The 236-nt window shown below is 65.3% G+C and carries 1 protein-coding gene; it reads left to right on the top strand.

Annotated elements, in window-relative coordinates; genetic code table 11:
* The coding region (locus tag SB816_RS34930) for a hypothetical protein (RefSeq protein WP_410548616.1) at positions 1-236 on the top strand (236 nt) is incomplete at both ends.

The following is a 236-nucleotide window of genomic DNA, read 5'->3' as shown; positions in this document are numbered from 1 at the left end:
ACAATGGCTGGGTACTGCGCGCCGGCATCGATTTCACCGGCGGTACCGTGGTGGTGCCAGGCAACGGCGTGACGCTGGCGGACGGCACGACATTCCCCGCGGGCGTGACGCTGAATTTCGATGTGACGATCAAGGCCCGCAGCTTGCCAGCCGGTACTCGGTTACCCACGGCGGTGACACTCAATGCGGCGTTGACACTGCCAGCCGGCACGGTCTTGGCGGGCGCTGTACGTGAT

This window comes from Achromobacter sp. SIMBA_011 (assembly GCF_046535435.1).
Taxonomy (GTDB): domain Bacteria; phylum Pseudomonadota; class Gammaproteobacteria; order Burkholderiales; family Burkholderiaceae_B; genus Achromobacter; species Achromobacter dolens.
Note: the sequence above shows the minus strand (reverse complement) of the source record. Positions and strands in the feature narration are given on the sequence as shown.